At 53.8% G+C, this 17,989-nt stretch carries 18 protein-coding genes and 1 pseudogene; 7 read left to right on the forward strand and 12 right to left on the reverse strand.

Features of this window, described 5'->3' with window-relative positions:
* Positions 1 to 60: 60 nt before the first annotated feature.
* On the forward strand, positions 61 to 252 hold the full coding sequence (locus tag QQZ17_RS16330) for a YebW family protein (RefSeq protein ID WP_042318465.1): 192 nt from the start codon (positions 61 to 63) through the stop codon (positions 250 to 252).
* On the opposite strand, the gene pphA is transcribed toward QQZ17_RS16330, so the two are convergent.
* The 4 genes from pphA to yobA all read right to left on the reverse strand — a co-directional run bounded on the left by pphA (position 253) and on the right by yobA (position 2,929).
* Positions 253 to 915, reverse strand: coding sequence for a protein-serine/threonine phosphatase (gene pphA, locus QQZ17_RS16335; RefSeq protein WP_152404146.1), 663 nt, complete (start codon positions 913 to 915; stop codon positions 253 to 255). It abuts the gene before it with no gap.
* 409 nt (positions 916 to 1,324) lie between these two features.
* Positions 1,325 to 1,663 (reverse strand): YebY family protein, encoded by a 339-nt coding sequence (locus tag QQZ17_RS16340; RefSeq protein ID WP_152404144.1) that lies wholly within the window; start codon positions 1,661 to 1,663, stop codon positions 1,325 to 1,327.
* A gap of 16 nt (positions 1,664 to 1,679) precedes the next feature.
* Complete coding sequence (copD, locus tag QQZ17_RS16345; protein ID WP_152404142.1) at positions 1,680 to 2,552, reverse strand: copper homeostasis membrane protein CopD; 873 nt, start codon at positions 2,550 to 2,552, stop codon at positions 1,680 to 1,682.
* A 2-nt stretch (positions 2,553 to 2,554) separates the two neighbouring features.
* Positions 2,555 to 2,929: a CopC domain-containing protein YobA gene (gene yobA / locus QQZ17_RS16350; protein WP_152404140.1), complete on the reverse strand. Its 375-nt coding sequence runs from the start codon at positions 2,927 to 2,929 to the stop codon at positions 2,555 to 2,557.
* A 137-nt stretch (positions 2,930 to 3,066) separates the two neighbouring features.
* Here yobA and QQZ17_RS16355 point away from each other — a divergent pair, with 137 nt between their 5' ends.
* From QQZ17_RS16355 to exoX, 3 genes are all read left to right on the forward strand, one after another.
* Positions 3,067 to 3,297, forward strand: a complete 231-nt coding sequence (locus tag QQZ17_RS16355) for a DNA polymerase III subunit theta (protein ID WP_046481161.1) — start codon at positions 3,067 to 3,069, stop codon at positions 3,295 to 3,297.
* Positions 3,298 to 3,406: 109 nt separating this feature from the next.
* Complete coding sequence (locus QQZ17_RS16360; protein ID WP_152404138.1) at positions 3,407 to 4,063, forward strand: carbon-nitrogen hydrolase family protein; 657 nt, start codon at positions 3,407 to 3,409, stop codon at positions 4,061 to 4,063.
* A gap of 23 nt (positions 4,064 to 4,086) precedes the next feature.
* Positions 4,087 to 4,749 carry an exodeoxyribonuclease X gene (exoX, locus tag QQZ17_RS16365; RefSeq protein WP_152404136.1) on the forward strand — a complete coding sequence of 221 codons (663 nt, stop codon included), beginning with the start codon at positions 4,087 to 4,089 and terminating at the stop codon, positions 4,747 to 4,749.
* Here exoX and ptrB read toward each other — a convergent pair.
* The 4 genes and pseudogenes from ptrB to yebG all read right to left on the reverse strand — a co-directional run bounded on the left by ptrB (position 4,746) and on the right by yebG (position 8,364).
* Positions 4,746 to 6,805 (reverse strand): annotated as a pseudogene (gene ptrB, locus QQZ17_RS16370) (oligopeptidase B). The gene exoX and the pseudogene ptrB overlap by 4 nt on opposite strands.
* An 87-nt stretch (positions 6,806 to 6,892) precedes the next feature.
* Complete coding sequence (locus QQZ17_RS16375) at positions 6,893 to 7,552, reverse strand: tellurite resistance TerB family protein (RefSeq protein WP_152404135.1); 660 nt, start codon at positions 7,550 to 7,552, stop codon at positions 6,893 to 6,895.
* A 94-nt stretch (positions 7,553 to 7,646) separates the two neighbouring features.
* Positions 7,647 to 8,000, reverse strand: a complete 354-nt coding sequence (yebF, locus tag QQZ17_RS16380) for a protein YebF (protein WP_152404133.1) — start codon at positions 7,998 to 8,000, stop codon at positions 7,647 to 7,649.
* A 73-nt stretch (positions 8,001 to 8,073) separates the two neighbouring features.
* The gene (gene yebG, locus QQZ17_RS16385) at positions 8,074 to 8,364 is read right to left on the reverse strand and encodes a DNA damage-inducible protein YebG (RefSeq protein ID WP_046481167.1); all 291 of its coding nucleotides are present in this window, start codon (positions 8,362 to 8,364) and stop codon (positions 8,074 to 8,076) included.
* 131 nt (positions 8,365 to 8,495) lie between these two features.
* Here yebG and purT point away from each other — a divergent pair, with 131 nt between their 5' ends.
* Positions 8,496 to 9,674, forward strand: coding sequence for a formate-dependent phosphoribosylglycinamide formyltransferase (purT, locus tag QQZ17_RS16390; protein ID WP_152404131.1), 1,179 nt, complete (start codon positions 8,496 to 8,498; stop codon positions 9,672 to 9,674).
* 104 nt (positions 9,675 to 9,778) lie between these two features.
* On the opposite strand, the gene kdgA is transcribed toward purT, so the two are convergent.
* From kdgA to zwf, 3 genes are all read right to left on the reverse strand, one after another.
* Positions 9,779 to 10,420 (reverse strand): bifunctional 4-hydroxy-2-oxoglutarate aldolase/2-dehydro-3-deoxy-phosphogluconate aldolase, encoded by a 642-nt coding sequence (gene kdgA, locus QQZ17_RS16395; protein ID WP_152404129.1) that lies wholly within the window; start codon positions 10,418 to 10,420, stop codon positions 9,779 to 9,781.
* Between the two features lie 35 nt (positions 10,421 to 10,455).
* The gene (gene edd, locus QQZ17_RS16400; protein WP_152404128.1) at positions 10,456 to 12,267 is read right to left on the reverse strand and encodes a phosphogluconate dehydratase; all 1,812 of its coding nucleotides are present in this window, start codon (positions 12,265 to 12,267) and stop codon (positions 10,456 to 10,458) included.
* A 234-nt stretch (positions 12,268 to 12,501) separates the two neighbouring features.
* On the reverse strand, positions 12,502 to 13,977 hold the full coding sequence (gene zwf, locus QQZ17_RS16405; RefSeq protein ID WP_152404126.1) for a glucose-6-phosphate dehydrogenase: 1,476 nt from the start codon (positions 13,975 to 13,977) through the stop codon (positions 12,502 to 12,504).
* Positions 13,978 to 14,307: 330 nt separating this feature from the next.
* Here zwf and QQZ17_RS16410 point away from each other — a divergent pair, with 330 nt between their 5' ends.
* On the forward strand, positions 14,308 to 15,177 hold the full coding sequence (locus tag QQZ17_RS16410) for a MurR/RpiR family transcriptional regulator (RefSeq protein ID WP_152404124.1): 870 nt from the start codon (positions 14,308 to 14,310) through the stop codon (positions 15,175 to 15,177).
* Positions 15,178 to 15,426: 249 nt separating this feature from the next.
* Positions 15,427 to 16,869, forward strand: a complete 1,443-nt coding sequence (gene pyk, locus QQZ17_RS16415; RefSeq protein ID WP_152404122.1) for a pyruvate kinase — start codon at positions 15,427 to 15,429, stop codon at positions 16,867 to 16,869.
* A gap of 42 nt (positions 16,870 to 16,911) precedes the next feature.
* Here pyk and lpxM read toward each other — a convergent pair whose 3' ends face one another.
* On the reverse strand, positions 16,912 to 17,883 hold the full coding sequence (gene lpxM, locus QQZ17_RS16420; RefSeq protein ID WP_152404120.1) for a lauroyl-Kdo(2)-lipid IV(A) myristoyltransferase: 972 nt from the start codon (positions 17,881 to 17,883) through the stop codon (positions 16,912 to 16,914).
* Positions 17,884 to 17,989 lie beyond the last annotated feature (106 nt).

Consider the following 17,989-nt stretch of genomic DNA (forward strand, 5'->3'; position numbering starts at 1 on the left):
CTTCCCGCCTGCGTTAATTCCTCCTACACTTTTGTCAGAGCTGTACAAAATGAGGATAGGATGTTCGCACTGGTTCTGTTTGTCTGTTATCTGGATGGCGGTTGCGAAGATATCGTAGTGGATGTTTACGATACCGAGCAGCAGTGTCTGTATTATATGGACGATCAACGAATTCGCCAGGGTGGCTGCTTCCCGGTAGAGGATTTTATCGATGGATTCTGGGCACCCGCGCAGCAATACAGTGACTTTTAATCACTGCAGTCGTACCAGCGTTAACTCACCGCCGAATACCGCCCCCGTGTCGATGTAGTGAAGATTGTAGCTGTCAACGCGTTGATGCAGCGGCGTATGACCAAACCAGAAATGGTCAGCGCCGACAATAGCGGCCCCATCTCCCGCAAGATGCGCACTCAGTCGTGCACGTCGCCACAGCACCTCCGTAAGGTTAACCGGTTTTTGCCACTGATAAACGTCTTCCGGGTAATCAGCGTGGGCAACCACATGCGTCCCCTCGCGGCAATGCAGCTCCAGGATCCACGGCAATTGCTGGCAGTACTCCAGTGCCAGCGTGGCCTGATGCCGTTTCTGCTCAGGCAACATCGTAAACCAGCCTCCGCCATTCATCGTCCACAGCGACCATTGAGACGTGCGCAAGGCATCTATCGCCATCTGTTCATGATTCCCTCTGACCGCCACCATCCAGCGCTTATGCAGCAGTTGCAGACAGCGCAAACTGTCAGGACCACGATCGATGAGATCGCCCACCGAAACCAGCAGATCCTGCCAGGGGTCAAAGCGACAGGCCCGTAATTTCGCCATCAACAGCGCAAAACAGCCGTGGATATCCCCGACTACCCAGATGTGCCGCCAGTGCGCCCCCTCGATCATTTGGTAACTCTTTTCAGGCTGTTTCATGAGAGTTTTTGTCCTCAGTCACGCCCTAACACAAATTTAACAATAGCAGCAAAAAACGCTGGACGTTTATGCCTGGGTGTAGGTATGGTTTACTCAGAATGATAGGTGCGAAACGCCGTTTGGCTCAGGAAAAGCATCCGTTCTACAGATAAAAAGAGACCGAATACGATTCCTGTATTCGGTCCAGGGAAATGGCTCTTGGGAGAGAGCCGTGCGCTAAAAGTTGGCATTAATGCAGGCTAAGTCGCCTTGCCTTTTAAGAATAGATGACGACGCCAGGTTTTCCAGTCCGCGGCTTATGCGGCCGGAAAAAAACGGTGGTAGTCACTGACTGAAATGTAAAAACCGCAAGACCCTCAGCAGAAGGCTTGCGGTTTTTTATTGGAAATCAGAAAGATACTTTTGGGAATTAACAGAGTTTTTCTGCTCGTTCGATAAACGGTGCCAGGCTCATTTTTTCACCCGGTTTTGCCGGATCGTCAATCTGAATCACCGACAGAGGTTGTGCATTCGTTTTGCCGCTTGCCACCTGCTCTTGCGCGATATCATTCAACGGATACTGAACGAGCGTGCTGGGGTTAATCACATACAGCGCGTTTCCGGGCCGACAGGTCAGCATGACCTCTTCGCGATTGAACGCCCACTTATCTTTGCCGATTTCAAAACGGCTCACGGTAATGACCTGCGGTGCCGCCAGTGCAACCCCTGAACTGGTCAGAAGCAGCAAAGAGAGAATCATTTTTTTCATGAGTTTTGCCTGTCCCTCAGAACGGTTCCAGCGTCGCAAACAAACTGACAATTGCCAGCACGACGGCGCCGATTCCCCATTCGATCTTCGTCATCCAAATAAAGTACAGATTGATGCGTCGACTATCCTGGCGCATTCGTGGTACGAGAAGATACCGATTCGCCAGTGCGATTGCCACCATTAGCAGGACAAGTGCACATTTTAGCAAAAGCAGTTGCCCCCAGACGGTCCGCCATGGAAGTGAAAAACCCTGTATAAACAACACATTGGCGATACCGGTAAGCAACACACCTGCCACGGCGAGATGCCCATAGCGTGAAAAACGCATCATGGTGTAAACCGCCTGCTGCTGCCAGCGTCCTCTTGCCATGTCCATGCAGTAAATCACCGGTAACAGACCGCCAAACCAGGCCGCAGTGCAAATCAGATGCAGTGCATGATTTGTCTGCTGGAGCGCGCCAATAACGCCAGAGTGCAGCGTGGCATGCCCAACTCCCGTCAGTAGTGCAAACTGCGCGAGGGTTAAGAGCAGTAATAGTCGCGGTAAATTACGCGGCACAATCAGCGCGGCAACCAGCGTGACCAGCGCCAGAACGATCTGCCAGAGCCACACCCCGCCAAACTGGGTTTGCAATACGGCAACCCAGATCGGAACGGAGATAACATCCTGCCAGCCGGAGCCCATGAGCCCGCCCTGGATCGCCAGCATCAGTAACGCACTCAGAAAACTCCACCATGCAGCATGCTGTTGCAGACGTAAGAACCGTCGGCTCATCAGACGGCGGATAGAGAGCGGTGCCAGCCACGCGCCGTAAAGCGCAGAGCCAAACACCAGCATCAGGGCGGTAAAATGGATGAAGCGGAGTGCAACCCAGGTCAGCGTCAGCATGTTTATTTCACGCTAAAAGTATACTGTCCTTTGGTTTTGTGTCCATCGACGGACACCACGTGCCAGTTCACCGTGTATTGACCCGGCTTCAGCGTTTCATCGAGCGGGACGATCAGCTGTTTCTTATCCTGTTCATTACGCTTTGCCGGACGGGTTTTGATTCCCTCTTGTTTCGGACCGGTAATCGTCGCCCCGCTGAATCCAGGCTCGATACCTTCAGAGAAATTAAGCGTCAGCGCCTGTGGCGCGGCGGCAACTTCGGCCTCCGCGGCCGGATACTGGTGGGTCAGATGCGCATGGGCCCATACGGTCGGAGCCGCCAGGGCTGAAGCCAGAAAAAGGAGCGTATAGCGAAAAGTACGTGCAGGAGAGACCATATCAACTATTCCCTTTTGTAATGCCTTATCCTGTGAGGATAACCTTCTATAATGTTCGCGTCGACAATCTTCAATTGCGGCTTGCCATTATGGCAGACTCTTAGTAACTTTTGCGCGCAATACCAAAGGAGAAGCCCATGCACAAAAATTTGGCTCAGCTTGAACAGGCTGAAATGGACAAGGTAAACGTTGACCTGGCCGCTGCTGGCGTCGCGTTTAAAGAGCGCTACAACATGCCCGTTGTCGCCGAAGTCGTAGAACGCGAGCAACCCGCTCATCTGCGCGAATGGTTTCGCGAACGTCTGATCGCCCACCGTCTGGCGTCCGTTTCGTTGTCACGCTTACCGTATGAGCCCAAACCTAAGTAATATCTTTGATGTAAAGTTACGTATCCTTACATATTGGCTGCTACAGTATAAGTACATTCTTATTCTATGATTTAAGGATGATTGTAGACACTATGAAAAGGAAGTCATTATGTCACGCTGGAAAATAGCCGCAGCACAGTATGAACCGCTAAAAACGTCTATTCGCGAACATATCTCTCATCATCTGAATTTCATCGAGGCGGCAGCCAGACAACAGTGTGAACTGTTAGTGTTTCCCTCACTTTCATTACTCGGTTGCATGGACGAATCGCAGTCGCTGCCCGCACCGCCGGATATCAGTCTGCTACAGCCGCTCTCTCAGGCCGCCCACGCGCACCGCATGACGATCATTGCCGGTCTTCCAGTCGAGCATAACAACCGCTTCGTCACCGGGATTGCCGTTTTCGCCCCGTGGGTAACCTCACCGCGCATGTTTCATCAAAGCCACGGCGCGTGTCTGTGTGAAGACCTGAAAACCATCAGCGTGGTGGATGAACAACCGGAAGGTGTTGATATGGATCCGGCGTGTTCTCTGTTTACAACCAGTCAAAGCGTCAGCGAATCCGAGTTGCTCACCTCAACGTCACGATTACAACGCTTCTCGCATAAATTCTCGATTGCCGTACTGATGGCCAATGCGCGGGGAAGTAGCGCATTGTGGGATGAAAGCGGGCAATTAATTGTCCGTGCCGACCGCGGTTCACTGTTATTAACAGGACAGCGCACAGCGCAGGGTTGGCAAGGTGATATCATTCCATTACGCTAATCGTTTTCGGTCAGGAGTTTTACATGCTGCGCATCATCGATACTGAAACCTGTGGCCTGCAGGGCGGGATTGTAGAGATCGCCTCTGTCGACGTGGTTGACGGTAAGATAGTGAATCCTATGAGCCACCTGGTGCGCCCTGACCGACCTATCTCGCCGCAGGCCATGGCGATTCACCGCATTACTGAAGCGATGGTGGCCGATAAACCGTGGATTGAAGAGGTCATTCCCCACTATTACGGCAGTGAATGGTATGTGGCACATAACGCCAGCTTTGACCGCCGCGTGCTGCCAGACATGCCGGGCGAGTGGATTTGCACCATGAAGCTTTCCCGCCGCCTCTGGCCGGGTATTAAGTACAGCAATATGGCGCTCTACAAGTCACGCAAACTGAATGTGCAAACCCCTGTGGGACTTCACCATCACCGCGCACTCTATGACTGCTATATCACCGCCGCGCTGCTCATCGATATTATGAATACCTCCGGCTGGACGACAGAACAGATGGTCGACATCACCGGGCGACCGGGGTTGCTGACCACCTTTACCTTTGGTAAGTATCGTGGCAAAGCTGTCTCGGATGTCGCTGAGCGCGATCCGGGCTACCTGCGCTGGCTGTTTAACAACCTTGACAGCATGAGCCCGGAGCTGCGTTTAACTCTCAAGCACTATCTGGATAACGCTTAAGCCGCACGGTTGCCAGGCAACGTCCCCTGCGCCAGGCCAATCAGGAAAGCAAATTCCAGCGCAACCCCCTCCCAGGATTTATAACGGCCTGATTTTCCGCCGTGCCCGGAATCCATGTCGGTACACAACAGCAGCAGATGGTCATCCGTTTTCAGTTCGCGCAGTTTCGCCACCCATTTCGCCGGTTCCCAGTACTGAACCTGCGAGTCATGCAGCCCGGTGGTGACCAGCAGATGCGGGTATGCCTGCGCCCTGACGTTATCGTACGGGCTGTAGCTTTTCATGTAGGTGTAATACTGCGGATCTTTCGGATTCCCCCACTCTTCAAACTCGCCGGTCGTCAGGGGGATCGACTCATCGAGCATCGTGGTCACCACATCCACAAACGGTACCTGGGCAACCACGCCATGAAAACGTTCGGGACGTTCGTTGATTGCCACACCCATTAGCATTCCTCCCGCGCTCCCTCCCATGCCATAACACAGGGAGGGCGAGCCGTAGCCCTGGGCTATCAGCGCATCGCAGGCATCAAGATAGTCGTTGAAGGTATTACGCTTTTTCAGGAATTTACCGTCTTCATACCACTGCTGCCCCAGCTCGCCTCCGCCACGCACGTGGACGATGGCATAAACAAAGCCGCGATTCAGCAAACTTAAGCGGCTGCTGCTGAAATCGGCATCTATGCTGGCACCGTAGGAACCGTAGCCGTACACCAGGAGAGGATTTTGTCCCTTGCGAAAATGCTTCTGATGATACACCAGCGAGACAGGCACCTCGACGCCATCACGCGCGGTGATCCACAGGTGTTCGCTGCGATAGTTCGCGGCGTCAAATCCCGCCACCACCGTCTGTTTAATCACCCGTCGTTCGCCGGTATCCATATCCAGTTCAAACAGCGTGTCCGGCGTGGTCATTGAGGAGTAGCCATAGCGCAGGCGCGACGTTTCCGGTTCCGGGTTGTAAGCAAGCCAGGTGACATAGGCCGGATCGTCAAAGGCGATCCCTACGACCTCGCCGGTTTTACGATTGATCTGCCGCAGGCTGGTTAAGCCGCGCTGGCGCTCTTCCACCACCAGCCAGTCGGTAAAGGGGTAAACCCTTCCAGCATGATAGCTTCCCGCGCCGGGATCAGCGTTTCCCACCGTTTCTCATCGCGCACACGGGTGCGATAGAGGCCAAAATTTTTACCCTCGCGATTCGAGCGCAGGTAAAACTTATGCTGATAGTGATCGAGGCTGTATTCGTGGTCCTTGCGGCGTGGCAGGAAGATGAACGGTTCGGCATCGGCCAGTTCGGCATCCAGCAGCAAAACTTCGCTGGTCGTTGCGCTAGCCAGATGAATGACGATGTAATGTTGGGATGTCGTTTTGTGCAGACTAACGTAGAAGGTGTCGTCTTTTTCTTCGTAAATCAGTTCGTCCTGCGTCGACGGTGTACCGATGGTGTGTCGCCAGACCTGCCAGGGTAACAGCGTCGTCTCATGCTTACGCACATAGTAGAAGGTCAGCGAGTCATTCGCCCAGACAAGCTCGGGTTCCACGTTATCCAGCATCTCCGGATACCAGTTACCGTTTTCCAGATTGCGAAAACGGATCCCGTACTGACGGCGAGAAAGGTAATCTTCCGCCAGCGCCATGATGGTGTTATCCGGCGTGATCGCCAGTCCCCCCAGGGTGTAAAACTCGCTGTGCGCCGCCCGCTTGTTGCCGTCGAGCAGCGTTTCCCAGTCATCCCACTCCTCGCTTAGCGCCGACTGACGTTGATAAATGGCGTACTCACATCCGGGTTCATAGAGATGGCGATAGCGATAACCGTTTTTCACATACGGTGCAGAAGTATCACGGGGAGGAATGCGATCGATAATTTCTTTCAACACACGTTCCTGCAACGCCTGCTGCGTAGACATAACCTGATGTCCGTAGCAGTTTTCCTGTTTCAGGTAATCCAGCACATCCGGCTGCGAACGGGTGTCGTCCCGCAGCCAGTAGTAATTATCAATGCGTGTGTCGCCATGGAGAGTCATGGCGTGGGGAATGCGATTGGCTTTCGGCAGCATGTCATTGTTCTTTCGTCTTTATACACCCTCTAAGGGTGGCAAAACTGACGAATGATGCAAGCGAAACATGCCGCCGACGGTATTCGGTTAACCGGGTAGCGCCTGTTTTTGCTGTTTCAGATCCTGCTCAATGCCGTCGCGGACATCCTGTGGGATCTTCAACGCATCGCCCAGCGCGTTCAGGTAGCTACGTTCCATAAAGTGGTCGATGTCAATGGCTGCACAACTGAGGAAATAGATCTCCAGCGCCTCTTCCTCGTTGCGGATCCCCTGCGCCAGACGCTGTGGATCCAGCGGTTGTTCAATCGCCTGTTCGATGAATGCGCGCCCCTGTTCTTCAACGCCCGCTTCACGTAGCTGCTGTTCGATTGCCGCCCGTTCTTTGGCGTCGATGTGACCGTCGCTTTTCGCCGCGAAAACCAGCGCCAGAATCAGGCGTTCGGTACGGACATCCAGCGGTGTGCTTTGCGCGCCAAACTGCGGTTCATCCTGATGAGCCGCGCGAACTTTATCCTTGTACTTGTTCCACAACACGCTACCCGCCACCGCGCCGCCACCGACCAACAGCGCACTGGTGCCGTATTTGCTGAGCAGTTTGCGGGAAGATTTGTTGGCGAGCAGTAACCCTGCCAGGCCACCCAGCGCACCGGGTACCAGCAGCTTACTTAATCCCTGTTCCCCCGAAGAGGACGAAGACGATCCGTTTTGCCCGAGAAGAGAGTGTAATTGATTAAGCCAGTTAGCCATTTTATCCCTCAAGTACTGACAATGAATTCTCAAAGCGTACCCGAGGGGATGTCAGGAAATGTCTGCCAGCGCTAAAGATGCGCAAATGTTCGCGCTATTGCTGGCGGTATTGCGCCGTGCCGGCCTTGCAGTCGACCTTCACCTGATAATGAATATCCGCGCTTTTTCCACGCACGGTCAGTGGCACCGTCCATTTCCCGTCCTGCCCTGTAATCTCTTTCGGATTAGCCCAGACAACCGGATCGGCCTGCCCCACCCGTTTTTGATCGTCTGCCCAGCGCACCACGCGATTTTGCTGATAATCACGTTTCACACTTGCGGCAATGCCTGCCGCATCGAGACCCTCACACGGGGGGAATTTCACGGTTTTACTGTCAGTGTCCGCAGCAGATACCGACAGACTGGCGCCTAACAACAGCAGGCTGATTAACGCACCTGTTCTTTTCATACTTTTCCTTTACCCAATAGCACATTGATTCAGGAAAAAGCATGGTACAAAACGTCAGGAGCGCAAGTCAGATTCAGGCCGCCTGAGTATCGTCTCCGGCAGAGGCGTCGTTCTCAACCGCCTGCGGAGAAGGCAACTTACCGGTTTTGAGGATGGTGCTCAGCACCTCTTTTTGTTCTGCCAGCCACAACGACAGCGCTTCACGCTGTTCGTCTTCCAGTGCTAACGGCGACTGTTCAAGCCAGGTGTCGAGCAGATCCGCCGTATCCAGCATCTTGTCATACGCATCGGCTTCCTTTTTGCTGGTAAATGACATTTTTTCCTCACCTTCCCGAATGACTACGTATTTAACTTCAACCGCCATGTTGCAGCCTCTCAATATTACTGTATTTATGTACAGTATATTCTATTTTACCGCTGAAATCAACCTGGCAATAAAGACAGACGCAAACGTTTTCGTATATACTGCGGCCAAATTTGTTGGGGGATATATTCATGACGTTATTAGGCACAGCGCTGCGTCCGGCAGCAACTCGAGTGATGTTATTGGGTTCAGGCGAACTGGGTAAAGAAGTGGCCATCGAGTGCCAACGCCTCGGTGTGGAAGTCATCGCGGTGGACCGGTATGCCGACGCGCCGGCAATGCACGTCGCGCATCGTTCACACGTCATCAATATGCTGGATGGCGACGCGCTTCGCCGCATCGTTGAACTGGAAAAACCGCACTATATCGTACCGGAGATTGAAGCCATCGCCACGGACATGCTGGTGACGCTGGAACAGGAAGGGTTGAACGTCGTACCCTGTGCACGCGCGACAAAGCTGACGATGAACCGTGAAGGTATCCGCCGTCTGGCGGCGGAAGAACTGGCGCTGCCCACCTCGACCTTCCGTTTCGCCGACAGCGAAGCCACCTTCCGCGCCGCCGTGGCTGAAATCGGTTATCCCTGCATTGTAAAACCGGTGATGAGTTCTTCCGGCAAGGGGCAAAGCTTCATTCGTACTGAAGCGCAACTGACGCAGGCGTGGGACTACGCGCAACAGGGCGGTCGCGCGGGTGCAGGTCGGGTGATCGTTGAAGGCGTCGTGAAGTTTGATTTTGAAATTACCCTGCTCACCGTAAGCGCCGTCGACGGCGTCCACTTTTGCGCCCCGGTAGGTCATCGTCAGGAGGACGGCGATTATCGTGAATCCTGGCAGCCGCAGCAGATGAGCGCGCTGGCGCTGGAACGCGCTCAGGAAATTGCCCGTAAGGTGGTGTTATCTCTGGGAGGTCATGGTCTGTTTGGCGTGGAGCTGTTTGTCTGCGGTGATGAAGTTATTTTCAGCGAAGTCTCCCCTCGCCCGCACGATACCGGCATGGTGACGCTGATTTCTCAGGATCTGTCGGAGTTTGCCCTGCATGTGCGCGCCTTCCTTGGCCTGCCCGTGGGTGCCATTCGTCAGTATGGTCCGGCCGCCTCTGCGGTAATTTTACCGCGACTGACCAGTCAGGACGTGACGTTTGGCAATGTTCAGAACGCCGTCGGTGCCGGTTTGCAGGTTCGTTTCTTTGGTAAGCCGGAAATTGATGGAACGCGTCGCCTGGGTGTGGCGCTGGCAACGGCTGACAACGTTGATGAGGCGATTGAACGTGCGAAGAACGCGGCGGCACAGGTGAAAGTGGCAGGTTAAGGAACAGATCTGTAGGCCGGATAAGGCATTAGCGCCACCATCCGGCAAAGCCCGATACTGGCGCTAACGCGTCTTATCGGGCTCACGGCTTACACGTTGATAGCTTACAGCTTCGCGCCTTCAACCGCTTCACGCGCCAGTTTGGTGATGCGATCGTAATCACCGGCTTCCAGCGCGTCGTTCGGCACCAGCCAGGAACCGCCGATGCACAGCACGCTTTTCAGCGCCAGGTAATCACGGTAGTTGGCCGGGGAGATGCCGCCAGTCGGGCAGAAACGCACCTGAGAGAATGGACCCGCAATAGCCTGCAGCGCTTTCGTACCGCCGTTGGCTTCTGCCGGGAAGAATTTGAACTCTTTCAAACCGTAGTCCATGCCCAGCATCAGTTCAGAAACGGTGCTGATGCCCGGGATCAGCGGGATTGTGCCTTCGGTTGCCGCTTTCAGCAGTGGCTCGGTCAGACCCGGGCTGATTGCGAACTGTGCACCGGCAGCGGTGACGTCTGCCAGTTGCTGCGGATTCAGCACCGTACCGGCTCCCACAATGGCTTCCGGAACTTCTTTGGCGATAGCACGGATAGCATCCATCGCGCAGGCGGTACGTAAGGTCACTTCCAGTACGCGCACCCCGCCCGCAACCAGCGCTTTTGCCATCGGCACCGCGTGTTCCAGTTTATTCACAACGATCACCGGGACTACCGGGCCGGTGGTCAGGATTGTTTCTGCACTTGTTTTCCAGTTTTTCATCAGAGTTCTTCTCTCGACTGATTACAAAATATGCCTTAAAAATGAATACAGGTTGCGCCCTGTTCCGCGCCGGACAACTTCTCACGCAGCGCGCTGAACATTTCACGCCCCGTTCCAATGCGCGATGCGCTCAGATCCGGGATGTGAGCCTGACGAGCGGCAAGCTCCGCCTCATCAACCAGCAGCGTCAATTCACCTGTCTGTCCGTTCACCCGAATAATGTCGCCATCGCGTACTTTTGCCAGCAAACCGCCATCATAAGCCTCCGGGGTGACATGGATGGCTGAAGGCACTTTACCGGAAGCACCGGAAAGTCGACCATCGGTAACCAACGCAATTTTGAAACGACGGTCCAATAATACACCAAGTGGCGGCATGAGTTTATGTAATTCTGGCATTCCGTTCGCTTTTGGTCCCTGATGACGCACAACAACCACGCAGTCACGGTCCAGCAGACCCGCTTCAAAAGCCGGTAAAACATCATGCTGACTTTCAAAAACAATGGCCGGCGCTTCAATCACCTGATTCTCAACCGGTACAGCGGACGTTTTCATGACCGCACGACCGAGGTTACCACTCAGCACTTTGGTGCCACCATGATGGGAGAACGGCTGGTCGAAAGAGGCAATCACATTGCTGTCCAGCGATTTGGCCGCGCCTTCACGCCAGTCAAGTTCGCCATTGTTCAGCCACGGCTCCAGGGTGTAGCGCTTCAGACCAAAGCCGGCTACCGTGTTGACGTCTTCATGCAGCAGACCCGCGTTCAGCAGTTCGCGCATCAGGACCGGAACGCCGCCCGCAGCCTGGAAGTGGTTAATATCCGCCGGACCGTTAGGATAGAGACGCGCCATCAGCGGCACGACGTCGGAAAGATCGGAGAAGTCATCCCAGTTAATCTGGATACCTGCAGCACGAGCCATCGCCACCAGGTGCATGGTGTGGTTTGTTGAACCGCCGGTCGCCAGCAGCGCGACAATCCCGTTCACTACCACTTTCTCATCAATCATTTTGCCGATTGGCATCCATTCGTTGCCGTTACCGGTCAGACGCGTCACCTGGCGCGCCGCCGCCGCCGTCAGCGCTTCACGCAGCGGAGCATCCGGGTGGACAAAAGAAGATCCCGGCAGTTGCATCCCCATGAACTCCACCACCATCTGGTTGGTGTTCGCGGTACCGTAAAATGTACACGTACCCGGCGCATGGTAGGAGGCCGCTTCAGATTCCAGCAGCGCCATACGGTCAACTTTACCTTCGGCATAGAGTTGACGAATACGGACTTTTTCTTTATTGGCCAGGCCGCTCGCCATCGGACCTGATGGCACGAAGATGGACGGCAGATGACCGAATGACAGCGCCGCCATCGCCAGACCCGGGACAATTTTGTCACAAACACCGAGGAACAGCGCGCCGTCGAACATGTTGTGGGACAGCCCGACCGCGGCGGACATCGCGATCACTTCGCGGCTCAGCAGCGAAAGCTCCATACCATCCTGACCCTGCGTCACGCCGTCGCACATTGCCGGAACGCCGCCCGCTACCTGCCCGACCGCGTTCGCGTCATGCAGCGCTTTGCGAATGATGTCCGGGTAATGTTCGTAGGGTTGATGTGCGGAGAGCATGTCATTGTAGGAGGTGATGATCGCAATATTGTTACGCAACATGCTTTTGAGAGAGGCTTTATCGTCTGGCTGGCAGGCCGCGAATCCGTGCGCCAGATTCCCGCATGCCAGTTGTGAACGGTGAACGGTTGAGGATTTAGCCTGTTCTATACGAGAGAGGTAGGCAGAACGGGTCTCACGGGAACGTTCAACAATACGTTGTGTTACGCGTAACAAATTAGGATTCATAGAAGCTCCTGAAATTTATCTGTCAGAGCGGTAGGTTTGGCAAGTTCATTTACTGTGGTTTAAAACACAGGAAACGCTTGTTAGCCGGAGCTCTGGGGCAAAATCGTTTCAGGCAGTGTAATAAAAAAAACCTCGTGGGTGAATCCACACGAGGCTTAAAAGTGCAAAAATTGTTCAACAATCTGTGTTAGATCATGTTACCGGTAAAATAACACGGAAGAGTTAGACGCTTTTTTACTCAAATTCATTCCAGGAACGACCATCACGGGTAATCATCGCCACGGAGGCGACCGGTCCCCATGTCCCTGCCTGATACGGTTTCGGCGCATCGTTATCCATCGCCCACGCTTCGGTGATGGAGTCGACCCACTTCCACGCCTCTTCCACTTCATCACGGCGCACAAACAGCGCCTGAATACCGCGCATGGTTTCCAGCAGCAGGCGCTCGTAAGCATCCGCCAGGTGCGTCTGATTGAAGGTTTCGGAGTAGCTCAGATCCAGCTTGGTAATTTGCAGGTTATGCTTGTGGTCAAGACCCGGGACTTTGTTCAGAACCTGAATATCCACGCCTTCATCCGGCTGCAGACGAATGGTCAGTTTGTTCTGCGGCAGATCCTGCCAGGACTCTTTGAACAGGTTTAGCTCAGGGGTTTTGAAATAAACCACAACCTCAGAGCATTTCGTCGGCAGACGCTTACCGGTACGCAGGTAGAACGGTACGCCCGCCCAGCGCCAGTTATCAATGTCCACGCGGATAGCCACAAACGTTTCGGTGTTACTGCTCTTGTTCGCGCCCTCTTCTTCCAGATAACCCGGCACTTTTTTGCCCTGCGCAAAGCCGGTGGTGTACTGACCGCGTACGGTCTTTTCGCGTACATTGGAACGATCAATGCGACGTAGCGACTTCAGTACCTTCACTTTTTCATCACGAATGGCGTCAGCGGTCAGATCCGACGGCGGCGACATCGCAATCATGCACAGAATTTGCAGCAGGTGGTTCTGGATCATGTCGCGCATCTGGCCGGCCTGGTCGAAATAGCCCCAGCGTCCTTCAATGCCCACCTCTTCTGCCACGGTGATTTCCACATGATCGATCGTGCGGTTATCCCAGTTATTGACAAACAGGGAGTTGGCAAAACGCAGCGCCAGCAGGTTCAGAACTGTCTCTTTCCCCAGATAGTGGTCAATACGGTAAACCTGGCACTCTTCAAAATACTCACCGACCTGATCGTTGATCTCGCGAGAGGTCGCCAGTGAAGTTCCGAGCGGTTTTTCCATCACTACGCGCGCCGGTTTGGCATTCAGTTTCGCTTCGCCGAGCCCCTTACAGATTGCGCCAAAAGTGCTTGGTGGCATCGCGAAGTAGTTGATCGTAGTGCGATTTTTCTGATCAAGCATCTCTCCCAGACGGGTAAATGCCGCAGTGTCGTTCACGTCCAGATTGCAGAAATCCAGGCGAGCGCTCAGGGTGTCCCACAATCCTTCATCGATCTTCTCTTTCATGAAGGTTTCGAGCGCTTCGCGCACGACCTTCGTGTAGGCATCTTTGTCCCAGTCGGCACGGCCTACCCCAATAATGCGGGTATCCGGGTTGAGCTGACCGGCTTTTTCCAGTTGATACAGGGAAGGCAGCAATTTACGACGCGCAAGGTCGCCTTTCGCGCCGAAAATGACCAGGTCACATGCCTGGGCTGTTTGCGTTACCGCCATGTCATTCTCCTTAGTTAGCTATCCTGGTACTTTGCCAGGCATTACTTGTAATTTTATTACAGTGCACTGTACTGCTTTTACGTGATTCCGGAAACCGTAAACGCTTAACCCACCGTGCGGTTGGCGTTTAACGGCGCAAAATGGTCAAAAACGTCGTCGATTTGCGACGCATAACGTTGAGTCAAAACACGATGCTGATCATGTAATGAAAAAAAACAACAACTATTCTGACCATTTTGCCCCCTTCTCAGGTTAGCAGGGGTACTATCTACCAAAATTGCCTCTCGATTTCTTGTATTGCTGAAATCGTCATATCTTTGAGTCTACATCATGAATATGCTGGAAAAGATCCAGTCTCAGCTGGAACATTTGAGCAAATCTGAACGCAAAGTCGCCGATGTCATCATTGCCTCGCCTGAACGGGCCATCCATTGCAGTATTGCCACGCTTGCACAAGAAGCCGACGTCAGCGAACCGACGGTGAATCGCTTTTGTCGCAGCATGGAAACCCGTGGCTTCCCTGATTTTAAACTGCATCTGGCACAAAGTCTGGCAAATGGTACCCCTTATGTTAATCGTAATGTGGATGAAGATGACAGCGTCGAGTCCTATACGGGCAAAATTTTCGAATCGGCGATGGCCAGTCTTGACCACGTTCGCCAGTCGCTGGACAAATCGGCGATCAACCGCGCGGTGGATCTGCTGACGCAGGCAAAGAAAATCGCGTTCTTTGGGCTGGGGTCTTCTGCCGCCGTCGCGCATGATGCCATGAACAAGTTTTTCCGTTTCAACGTCCCGGTTATCTACTCCGACGACGTCGTTTTGCAACGGATGAGCTGTATGAATTGTAGCGACGATGACGTGGTGGTGCTGATTTCACACACTGGTCGCACCAAGAGTCTGGTCGAACTGGCACAGATTGCGCGTGAAAACGATGCCATGGTGATTGCGTTAACCTCCGCCGATACGCCGCTGGCACGTGAAGCAACGCTGGCAATTACCCTCGATGTGCCGGAAGATACTGACATTTATATGCCCATGGTCTCTCGACTTGCGCAGTTGACCGTGATAGATGTGCTGGCTACGGGATTTACTTTGCGTCGTGGGGCAAAATTCAGAGATAACTTGAAGCGTGTCAAAGAAGCGCTCAAGGAATCGCGTTTTGATAAAGAACTGCTCATCAAGAGTAATGACCGCTAACAGCAATAATAAGTCCGACTTAAATTCATCATCCGGTTTTGTTCGCTATGCTTTGTAGACCCTAAATAATTCGCGTTGCGGGAAGGCGGCAACGCAGCGAATCCCCAGAAGCTGACTTAAGGTAGTGACTGGAGTGAGCGAGGAAGCCAACGCACAGGCAACGTGAAGTATGGCGGGTGTAGAAGGTTTTCAGAACGACCGGTTTATTGTTCACGCAACACCTAGTTGTTTCAGTCAACGGAGTATTACATGTCCAGAAGGCTTCGCAGAACCAAAATCGTTACGACATTAGGCCCGGCTACTGACCGCGATAACAATCTTGAGAAGATTATCGCCGCTGGCGCTAACGTCGTACGAATGAATTTCTCTCACGGTTCGCCAGAAGATCATAAAATGCGCGCGGATAAAGTTCGTGAGATAGCTGCCAAACTGGGACGCCACGTGGCCATTCTGGGTGATCTCCAGGGGCCAAAAATTCGCGTCTCTACCTTTAAAGAAGGCAAAGTATTCCTCAACATCGGTGACAAATTTCTCCTGGATGCCAACCTGGGTAAAGGTGAAGGCGACAAAGAAAAAGTCGGTATTGACTACAAAGGTCTGCCGGCAGACGTGGTACCTGGCGATATTCTGCTGCTCGACGATGGACGCGTGCAGTTAAAAGTGCTGGAAGTTCAGGGCATGAAAGTGTTCACGGAAGTGACCGTGGGCGGCCCGCTTTCCAATAACAAAGGCATTAACAAACTGGGTGGCGGTCTTTCCGCAGAAGCCCTGACCGAAAAAGACAAAGCCGACATCGTTACCGCCGCCCTGATTGGCGTTGACTACCTGGCGGTCTCTTTCCCGCGCTGCGGTGAAGATCTGAACTACGCTCGCCGCCTGGCGCGCGATGCAGGCTGCGATGCCAAAATTGTGGCAAAAGTTGAGCGTGCTGAAGCGGTCTGCGATCAGAATGCGATGGATGACATCATTCTGGCCTCTGACGTGGTGATGGTCGCACGTGGCGATCTCGGCGTTGAGATTGGCGATCCGGAACTGGTCGGCATCCAGAAAGCCTTGATTCGTCGTGCACGTCAGTTGAACCGTGCCGTGATTACCGCGACCCAGATGATGGAGTCGATGATTACCAACCCAATGCCGACCCGTGCGGAAGTGATGGACGTCGCAAACGCCGTGCTGGATGGTACCGATGCGGTCATGCTGTCAGCCGAGACGGCCGCAGGCCAGTACCCGGCGGAGACCGTCGCGGCGATGGCTCGCGTCTGCCTGGGTGCAGAAAAAATCCCCAGCATCAACGTCTCTAAACACCGTCTGGATATTCAATTCGACAATGTTGAAGAAGCGATTGCAATGTCCGCCATGTATGCAGCGAACCACCTGAAAGGGGTTACCGCGATCATTACCATGACCGAATCCGGTCGTACTGCGCTGATGACCTCTCGCATCAGTTCTGGCCTGCCGATTTTCGCCATGTCCCGACATGAGCGTACGCTGAACCTGACCTCGCTTTACCGTGGCGTTACGCCGGTCTATTTCGACAGCGCGGCGGATGGCGTTGTCGCGGCAAGCGAAGCGGTGAATCTGCTGCGTGACAAAGGCTACCTGGTATCAGGCGATCTGGTTATCGTGACTCAGGGTGACGTGATGAGCACCATCGGTTCGACCAATACTACGCGTATTCTGACCGTCGAGTAATTGTCTACTGATGCAAAAGGCCTCTCTTTCGAGAGGCCTTTTTTATTTGAGAGGGTAGAGATCTTTGCGCTTATAAGGCTGGATTTCACCCGGTTTTCGGGTCTTCAGCAGTTTCAGGATCCAGGTATATTGCTCGGGATGAGGGCCAACAAAAATTTCCACCTCTTCGTTCATTCGCCGGGCAATGGTGTTGTCGTCTGCGGTTAACAGATCGTCCATCGGCGGGCGCACCTGAATCGTCAACCGATGAGTGTCACCGTTATACAGCGGGAACAGCGGGATCACGCGCGCACGGCACACTTTCATCAGTCGACCAATGGCGGGTAGCGTCGCTTTATAGGTGGCAAAGAAATCAACAAATTCGCTGTGCTCAGGACCATGATCCTGATCCGGCAGATAATATCCCCAGTAACCCTGTCGTACGGACTGGATAAACGGTTTAATGCCGTCATTACGCGCATGCAAACGACCGCCAAAGCGGCGACGAACCGTGTTCCAGACGTAATCAAACACCGGATTTCCCTGATTATGGAACATTGCCGCCATCTTCTGTCCCTGTGATGCCATCAGCATCGCCGGAATATCCACGCCCCAACCGTGCGGCACCAGGAAGATCACCTTCTCATTGTTGCGGCGCATTTCCTCGATGATTTCAAGGCCTTCCCAGTCAACGCGCGACTGTATTTTCTCCGGGCCGCGAATCGCCAGTTCCGCCATCATCACCATGGCCTGCGGCGCAGTAGAAAACATGGCATCGACGATAGCCTCGCGTTCGGCTTCGCTACGCTCAGGAAAACATAAGGACAGGTTGATCAGCGCCCGACGACGCGAGCTTTTACCCAGACGTCCGGCAAAACGGCCCAGTTTCGCCAGTAGCGGGTCGCGAAAAGACGCAGGCGTTAAGGCAATACCCGCCATCGCCGCGACGCCCAGCCAAGCGCCCCAGTAGCGTGGATGGCGAAAAGACTTCTCAAACTCAGGGATGTACTCAATGTTATTCTTTTTTGTTTCCATGCTTATCCAGTGCCTGATGACGCGAAAAGTAAATCTGATGATAGTGTAGCGGCGCACCCTGCCGCGCACAAAATAAAAAAGCCGGCACACGCGCTGCGTACCGGCT

Origin of the sequence: Citrobacter sp. T1.2D-1, from assembly GCF_950098555.1 — a bacterium.
In the GTDB taxonomy this organism is placed as follows: domain Bacteria; phylum Pseudomonadota; class Gammaproteobacteria; order Enterobacterales; family Enterobacteriaceae; genus Citrobacter_A; species Citrobacter_A telavivensis.

Bases quoted from the DNA above. Each gene is read 5' to 3' on its own strand.
- QQZ17_RS16330 (WP_042318465.1), top strand. From the start codon at position 61: ATGTTCGCACTGGTTCTGTTTGTCTGTTATCTGGATGGCGGTTGCGAA.
- pphA (WP_152404146.1), bottom strand. From the start codon at position 915: ATGAAACAGCCTGAAAAGAGTTACCAAATGATCGAGGGGGCGCACTGG.
- QQZ17_RS16340 (WP_152404144.1), bottom strand. From the start codon at position 1,663: ATGAAAAAAATGATTCTCTCTTTGCTGCTTCTGACCAGTTCAGGGGTT.
- copD (WP_152404142.1), bottom strand. From the start codon at position 2,552: ATGCTGACGCTGACCTGGGTTGCACTCCGCTTCATCCATTTTACCGCC.
- yobA (WP_152404140.1), bottom strand. From the start codon at position 2,929: ATGGTCTCTCCTGCACGTACTTTTCGCTATACGCTCCTTTTTCTGGCT.
- QQZ17_RS16355 (WP_046481161.1), top strand. From the start codon at position 3,067: ATGCACAAAAATTTGGCTCAGCTTGAACAGGCTGAAATGGACAAGGTA.
- QQZ17_RS16360 (WP_152404138.1), top strand. From the start codon at position 3,407: ATGTCACGCTGGAAAATAGCCGCAGCACAGTATGAACCGCTAAAAACG.
- exoX (WP_152404136.1), top strand. From the start codon at position 4,087: ATGCTGCGCATCATCGATACTGAAACCTGTGGCCTGCAGGGCGGGATT.
- QQZ17_RS16375 (WP_152404135.1), bottom strand. From the start codon at position 7,552: ATGGCTAACTGGCTTAATCAATTACACTCTCTTCTCGGGCAAAACGGA.
- yebF (WP_152404133.1), bottom strand. From the start codon at position 8,000: ATGAAAAGAACAGGTGCGTTAATCAGCCTGCTGTTGTTAGGCGCCAGT.
- yebG (WP_046481167.1), bottom strand. From the start codon at position 8,364: ATGGCGGTTGAAGTTAAATACGTAGTCATTCGGGAAGGTGAGGAAAAA.
- purT (WP_152404131.1), top strand. From the start codon at position 8,496: ATGACGTTATTAGGCACAGCGCTGCGTCCGGCAGCAACTCGAGTGATG.
- kdgA (WP_152404129.1), bottom strand. From the start codon at position 10,420: ATGAAAAACTGGAAAACAAGTGCAGAAACAATCCTGACCACCGGCCCG.
- edd (WP_152404128.1), bottom strand. From the start codon at position 12,267: ATGAATCCTAATTTGTTACGCGTAACACAACGTATTGTTGAACGTTCC.
- zwf (WP_152404126.1), bottom strand. From the start codon at position 13,977: ATGGCGGTAACGCAAACAGCCCAGGCATGTGACCTGGTCATTTTCGGC.
- QQZ17_RS16410 (WP_152404124.1), top strand. From the start codon at position 14,308: ATGAATATGCTGGAAAAGATCCAGTCTCAGCTGGAACATTTGAGCAAA.
- pyk (WP_152404122.1), top strand. From the start codon at position 15,427: ATGTCCAGAAGGCTTCGCAGAACCAAAATCGTTACGACATTAGGCCCG.
- lpxM (WP_152404120.1), bottom strand. From the start codon at position 17,883: ATGGAAACAAAAAAGAATAACATTGAGTACATCCCTGAGTTTGAGAAG.